At 58.8% G+C, this 5,599-nt stretch carries 8 protein-coding genes; all 8 read left to right on the top strand.

The genetic code is table 11. From position 1 onward, the window contains the following. Positions 1–184 (top strand): hypothetical protein (locus tag NW827_RS03960; RefSeq protein ID WP_414503361.1); only part of this gene is annotated, 184 nt, incomplete at its 5' end. A gap of 167 nt (positions 185–351) precedes the next feature. Continuing rightward, the gene (locus NW827_RS03955; protein ID WP_414362591.1) at positions 352–615 is read left to right on the top strand and encodes a hypothetical protein; all 264 of its coding nucleotides are present in this window, start codon (positions 352–354) and stop codon (positions 613–615) included. A gap of 84 nt (positions 616–699) precedes the next feature. Continuing rightward, positions 700–1,062: a photosynthetic/respiratory NAD(P)H-quinone oxidoreductase subunit C gene (gene ndhC, locus NW827_RS03950; protein WP_414362590.1), complete on the top strand. Its 363-nt coding sequence runs from the start codon at positions 700–702 to the stop codon at positions 1,060–1,062. Then, on the top strand, positions 1,053–1,793 hold the full coding sequence (locus NW827_RS03945; RefSeq protein WP_414362589.1) for an NADH dehydrogenase subunit K: 741 nt from the start codon (positions 1,053–1,055) through the stop codon (positions 1,791–1,793). Before ndhC ends, NW827_RS03945 begins: the two co-directional genes overlap by 10 nt. 1 nt (position 1,794) lies before the next feature. Next, positions 1,795–2,340 (top strand): NAD(P)H-quinone oxidoreductase subunit J, encoded by a 546-nt coding sequence (locus NW827_RS03940; RefSeq protein ID WP_414362588.1) that lies wholly within the window; start codon positions 1,795–1,797, stop codon positions 2,338–2,340. A 223-nt stretch (positions 2,341–2,563) separates the two neighbouring features. After that, the gene (locus NW827_RS03935; RefSeq protein ID WP_414403441.1) at positions 2,564–3,748 is read left to right on the top strand and encodes a class I SAM-dependent methyltransferase; all 1,185 of its coding nucleotides are present in this window, start codon (positions 2,564–2,566) and stop codon (positions 3,746–3,748) included. Positions 3,749–3,881: 133 nt separating this feature from the next. After that, positions 3,882–4,802 (top strand): L-lactate dehydrogenase, encoded by a 921-nt coding sequence (locus NW827_RS03930; RefSeq protein WP_414403555.1) that lies wholly within the window; start codon positions 3,882–3,884, stop codon positions 4,800–4,802. 81 nt (positions 4,803–4,883) lie between these two features. After that, a complete protein-coding gene (trmB, locus tag NW827_RS03925) occupies positions 4,884–5,597 on the top strand; it encodes a tRNA (guanosine(46)-N7)-methyltransferase TrmB (protein ID WP_414362586.1) in 714 nt (237 codons plus the stop codon). Positions 5,598–5,599: the final 2 nt, after the last annotated feature.

Here is a 5,599-nt window from a genome sequence, read left to right as displayed (position 1 = left end):
AGATGTGTATAAGAGTGAGGATCTCAGCCGGGGGCTGAAGTTGAGCCTCGAGGGGAAGCACCATCCCAACCGCAATACCACTGCCGATGAGGAGAAGCCCCCCCAAGAGGTTGAGAAAAACCGTTGTGCGTTGCCAGGGAGGAGGCATTGCAGGGAGTTGTTGGAGGGACACGGTGTAGCTTGATCCTAGCCGCTTGCCAAGAAAAATGAGAGACGGCCTAGCGCCATCGGCGGCAAAGCCTGAGGGGAAGCTAGTAGGGCCTTCATGACCGCAATGGGTCCTAGCAAGCAGGGATCTGGGCAGTAGAGCTAGGATTTGAAAGACTTGGCCTGTTTTAGCTGCATCTCTCCATGAAGGTCTCTAGCTGGAAGCGCTGGTTGGACTCTTTTCTCATTGCCCTGGCCCTTTTGATGTTTGCCGGTTTTGTCTGGTTTGTCTTCTCAGTAATAGCAGCCTTCTTTGGGATCCTCCTGGGCTACAAGCTTTGGCTGCGGCTGTGGCTGCCCCTGTTCCAGCCGCTGCTGGGGCTTCTGGTAGCCAGTGCTCTACTAAGCGGCGTGTGGAGCTGGCTAGAGAAACGCTGGTCGCGCAATCCAGACCATCAACAAAACTGAAGATCCGCCGGCACCAGGAGACCGCTGAGTGGCTCTATACTGAAAACGTATCTAAATGTTGAGCAGCTGAGGCAGTCTGGCGTCGTGTTTGTCTTATCCGGCTACGAGTACCTGCTGGCTTTCCTAATTGTCTGCGCGCTGCTGCCAGCTTTGGCTCTAGGAGCCTCGGCACGCCTGTCTCCCAAGCGGCGGGGATACCTGCGGAGCAGCACCTATGAGTCAGGGATGGAGCCGTTTGGGCAGGCCTGGATTCAGTTCAACATCCGCTACTACATGTTTGCGCTGGCCTTCGTCATTTTCGATGTGGAAACTGTATTCCTCTATCCTTGGGCAGTAGCCTTTCACCGCTTGGGGCTGCTGGCATTTGTAGAGGCCTTAATTTTCATTGCCATCCTTGTGGTGGCTCTTGTATACGCTTGGAGAAAAGGAGCGCTGGAATGGTCATGACCTCTAGAGAGCCTGAAGTCCTGTTTCCGACCTCTCCTCCGCAAGTTACTACCGATCTTTCCAACAACGTTATTCTCACAACCGTCAACGACCTGTACAACTGGGCCAAGATGTCCAGCCTCTGGCCGCTGCTCTATGGCACTGCCTGCTGCTTTATTGAGTTTGCGGCAATGCTGGGATCCCGCTTTGATTTCGACCGCTTTGGCCTATTGCCTCGGACGTCGCCGCGCACCGCTGATTTGCTCATTACCGCTGGAACAGTAACCATGAAGATGGCGCCGGCGCTGGTGAAGCTCTACCAGCAGATGCCCGAGCCCAAGTACGTAATTGCCATGGGAGCCTGCACCATCAGCGGCGGCATGTTTAGCTCGGATTCCTACACCGCTGTGCGAGGGGTGGATAAGCTTATCCCCGTGGATGTGTACATTCCTGGCTGCCCACCTCGCCCCGAGGCAATCATGGACGCCATTGTGAAGCTGCGCAAGAAGATTGCTGCCGAAGATATGCGGGAGCGGGGCCGTCTACAGCAAACCCACCGCTACTACACCGTCAAGCACAACCTCAAACCTGTGCCCGAGATCATTACTGGCAAGTACCTAGAGAGCGAATCCCGCCAAGCCCCGCCGCCAGAGCTAGCTGCCGCCATCGGCCTGCCGGTGCCGCCGGCCTTGCAGACGGCTGACTTCAAGCGGGTAGAGCAACAGCTCAAAGCTTTGCAAGGAGGGGTGTGAGATGACCGACCCACAGACACCGGCAACTCCGTCTTCTGGCCCTGAAGCAGCAGAGTCTTTGGTGAGAGGAGAGCGGGGCCCAGTTTCCCAGTTTCTGGCCGAAAACGGCTTCGACCACCAGTATCTGGGTAGAGATGCTGCTGGAGTAGAGCTTTTGGAAGTGGAGCGGGACTTTCTCCTGCCGGTGTGTACCGCTCTCTACGCCTATGGCTTTAACTATCTTGCCTGCCAGTGCGGCTATGATCTAGGGGCGGGCCAGCCGTTGGTTAGCCTTTACCACTTAGTTAAGCTGACCGACGGAGCTGATCGCCCGCCAGAGGTGCGCCTCCAGGTCAAGCTGCCCCGCGACAACCCGCGGGTGCCTTCGGTGTACTGGATCTGGAAGTCGGCTGACTGGCAGGAGCGTGAGACTTACGACATGTACGGTATTATTTTTGAGGGTCACCCCAACCTAAAGCGGATCCTGATGCCAGAAGACTGGATTGGGTGGCCACTGCGCAAAGACTACATTACGCCCGACTTTTATGAGTTGCAGGATGCCTACTGAAGGGGATCCCTCAACCACCTGGCCGGCGTTTGCAGGATGAGCGGAAGATGTGGCCTCTTTTGCTCTTGGCAATCTATGCGGGGGGTGTTTGGTACTCGGTCCGCAAGGCAGACCGTATCTACTCGGGATCTGGAAAATGGCTAGTCTCAGCTCTTTGGCCGGTGCTGCTCTTAACTAACCGTCAGTTTCGCCAAAACTGGCGTCGCTCTTTGAAGCAGTGAGTTTGTCTCTACCCCAGCCCTTAGGCTTGTCTTTGCTGCACCTTCAGACCAATCAGCCACTGCGCGATCTCATCGCCAGCCGCATTCGTGCCCAGGGGCCAGTAACTTTTGCTCAGTTCATGGAGTGGGCCCTCTATGAGCCAGGGCTAGGCTACTACGAGCGGGACTACCCGATTGGCCCTGACTACTTGACTGCTCCCCAGCTGGCGCCGGACTTTGCTCACCTGTTGGCTGAGCAAATCTGCCAATTCTGGCAAGTCCTGGGATCCCCTTCTCCTTTTGCGGTGATTGAGATGGGAGCGGGCAGCGGTTGCCTGGCTGAAGATTGGCTAGCCTACGTGCGCTCAGCTTACCCTGCGTTGTGGCAGGCTCTAGAGTACGGGATCCTGGAGCGCTCTGCCTCTTTGCGGCGGCTGCAGCAGGAGCGCCTGGCTGGCTTTGGGGAGAAGGTGCGCTGGCTCACGTGGGAGGAGATCCCCGAGGAGGCGGTAACTGGCTGTTTCTTCTCCAATGAGCTGGTGGACGCCTTCCCCGTCCACCGAGTGCAGGTGCAGGGGGGGTCTTTACGGGAAATCTACGTGGATTGGGCAGAGGGAAGGTTTCAAGAGGTTCTGGGGGATCCCTCGACACCTGCTCTGGAAGCGTACTTTGCCCGGCTGGGGATTGCAATTACCACCTACCCCTCTGGCTACCAAACTGAGGTCAATCTCAAGGCTCTGGAGTGGCTGCAGCTCCTGGCCCGCAAGCTGAGGCGGGGCTACGTGCTGACTATCGATTACGGCTACCCTGCCCAGCGCTACTACAGTCCCCAGCGCTCCCAGGGCACGCTCCTGGCTTACCGCCGCCACGGCACTTCTGCGGATCCCTATGGTTGGGTGGGGTGCCAAGACCTCACTGCCCATGTGGACTTTACCACTCTGGAACAGGTAGGGGAATCTCTAGGACTAAAGCGGCTAGGCTTCACGCAGCAAAGCTGTTTTCTAGTAAACCTGGGGCTGGCGGAACGCCTGGCCGCCCTTAGCCAAGAGGGGGCAGAGGAGGTGGGGCAGGTGTTGCGGCGGCGCTTTGCCCTCCAGGCCCTGCTTGATCCGCTAGGGCTAGGAAGCTTTGGGGTACTGCTGCAGGCCAAGGGCCTGAGTGAGGCGGAATCTGCCCAGCTGCTGCGGGGTTTTGCCGAGCCCAGCTAGGGCACCGCTGCCAAGGAGCAAGGCGGGTTTAAGCTGGAGAGCAAAGAGAAGAGGTTAAGCCATGACGGTTTCTGGGCACCAACCCCCCTCGCCCCCTCAGCGGCAGAGGGAGCAGCGGGATTCTCGTCGCCTTTTGAAGGGAGCTATCATCGGCGCCGGGCAAGTGGGCATGGCCTGTGCCTACGCCATGGTTATCCAGAACACGCTAGACGAGCTGGTTCTTTACGATATCGACCGCGCCAAGCTGGAAGGCGAAGTGATGGATCTGGTGCATGGGATCCCTTTTGTCGAGCCGACGCGGATCTGGGCAGGGGAGCTGGCCGACTGCGCCGGGTCCGACGTGGTGATTTTAACGGCAGGGGCCAAGCAGCGGCCTGGGGAAACCCGCTTGGATTTGGCTCACCGCAATGTTGAGATCTTCAAAAGCCTGATCCCGGCCCTGAGGGAGCACTGCCCCAGTGCCATTTTCTTGGTGGTGAGCAACCCCGTCGATGTCATGACCTATGTTTCTCTAAAGTTGTCGGGGCTGCCGGCGGGGCAGGTGATTGGGTCAGGAACGATTTTGGATACGGCCCGCTTCCGCTACCTTTTGGCCCAGCGGCTGGGGGTGGATCCGCGCAGCCTCCACGCCTACATCATCGGCGAACATGGGGATAGCGAGGTGGCCGTCTGGAGCAAGGTCAACATTGCCGGCACGCCGATTGGCCAGATCTTGCCGGAGTGGGATCCCGCCCATTTGGGCGATATCTTCGAGCAGGTGCGCAATGCCGCCTACGAGATCATCCGCCGCAAAGGGGCCACAAGCTACGCCATTGGCCTAGGGGTAGCGCAGATTGTCCAGGCCCTGGTGCGGGATCAGCGGCGCGTTTTAACCGTGAGCAGCCTCACCCAGGGGGAGTATGGTCTGCCGGAGGTCTGCCTTAGCTTGCCCAGGGTGGTCGGTCGGCAAGGGGTGGAGCGCACGCTGGTCATGTCCCTCACCGAGAGCGAGCAGCAGCAACTGCACCGCTCGGCCCAGATCCTGCGGCAGGTCATCGACAGCCTCCAGTGGTAGCTGATGTTACCCTTTCCCGCGTGGGGGGAGGGTTTTGGGATCCCCTCTGCAAGGACCGAAGCTGGCAGCAGGAGGTGGCTGATGACCCCAGAAGTGCAACAGCGAAGTCTTAAAAGTCAAGCGGAGAAGAGCTCTTCTTCTCCACCCTGGGCTGACCTCCCGTTGCAAAAGGGGCTTGGCCAGCGGCTGCGGCAACACGTCAACCCCCTGCAGGCCCAGTACCAACAGCCCGCCGCTCCACCCCACTGGGAACGGGTATATCGGCGGCTGGGGCAACCCTTTCACTTGGATATCGGCAGCGGGAGCGGACGCTTTCTACTGCGCTTGGCCCAGGAACAGCCGGACTGGAACTTTTTGGGGGTAGAAATTCGGCAGCCGCTGGTGGAGCGGGCCAATGCTTGGCGTGAGGAGCTGGGACTGGACAACGTCTACTTTCTCTTTGCCAACGTCAATGTTTCCCTAAGGTCTCTGTTTGCCCCTGGCGATCTCAGCCGTGTGACCATCCTCTTTCCGGATCCCTGGTTTAAAAAGCGCCACCACAAGCGGCGGATTGTCCAGCCGCAACTGGTGGCGGATCTGGCGCTGCTGCTGCAACCGGGCAGCCCCGTCTTTTTACAGTCGGACGTGCAGGAAGTTGCTGAGGAGATGGTTGACCGCTTCCTAGAGCATCCGCAGTTTTGGAATCCCCATCAAGGGCCCATCGAGGACAACCCCTTTGGCATTCCTACCGAGCGGGAGTGGCAATGCCTGCAGTTGGGGTTACCCATCTACCGGTATTGGCTAGAGCGCCGCTGAGC

The organism is Synechococcus sp. H70.1 (genome assembly GCF_047502705.1).
Lineage (GTDB): Bacteria > Cyanobacteriota > Cyanobacteriia > Thermostichales > Thermostichaceae > Thermostichus.
The sequence above is the reverse complement of the archived record's forward strand: the minus strand, read 5'-3'. Positions and strand labels throughout refer to the sequence as shown.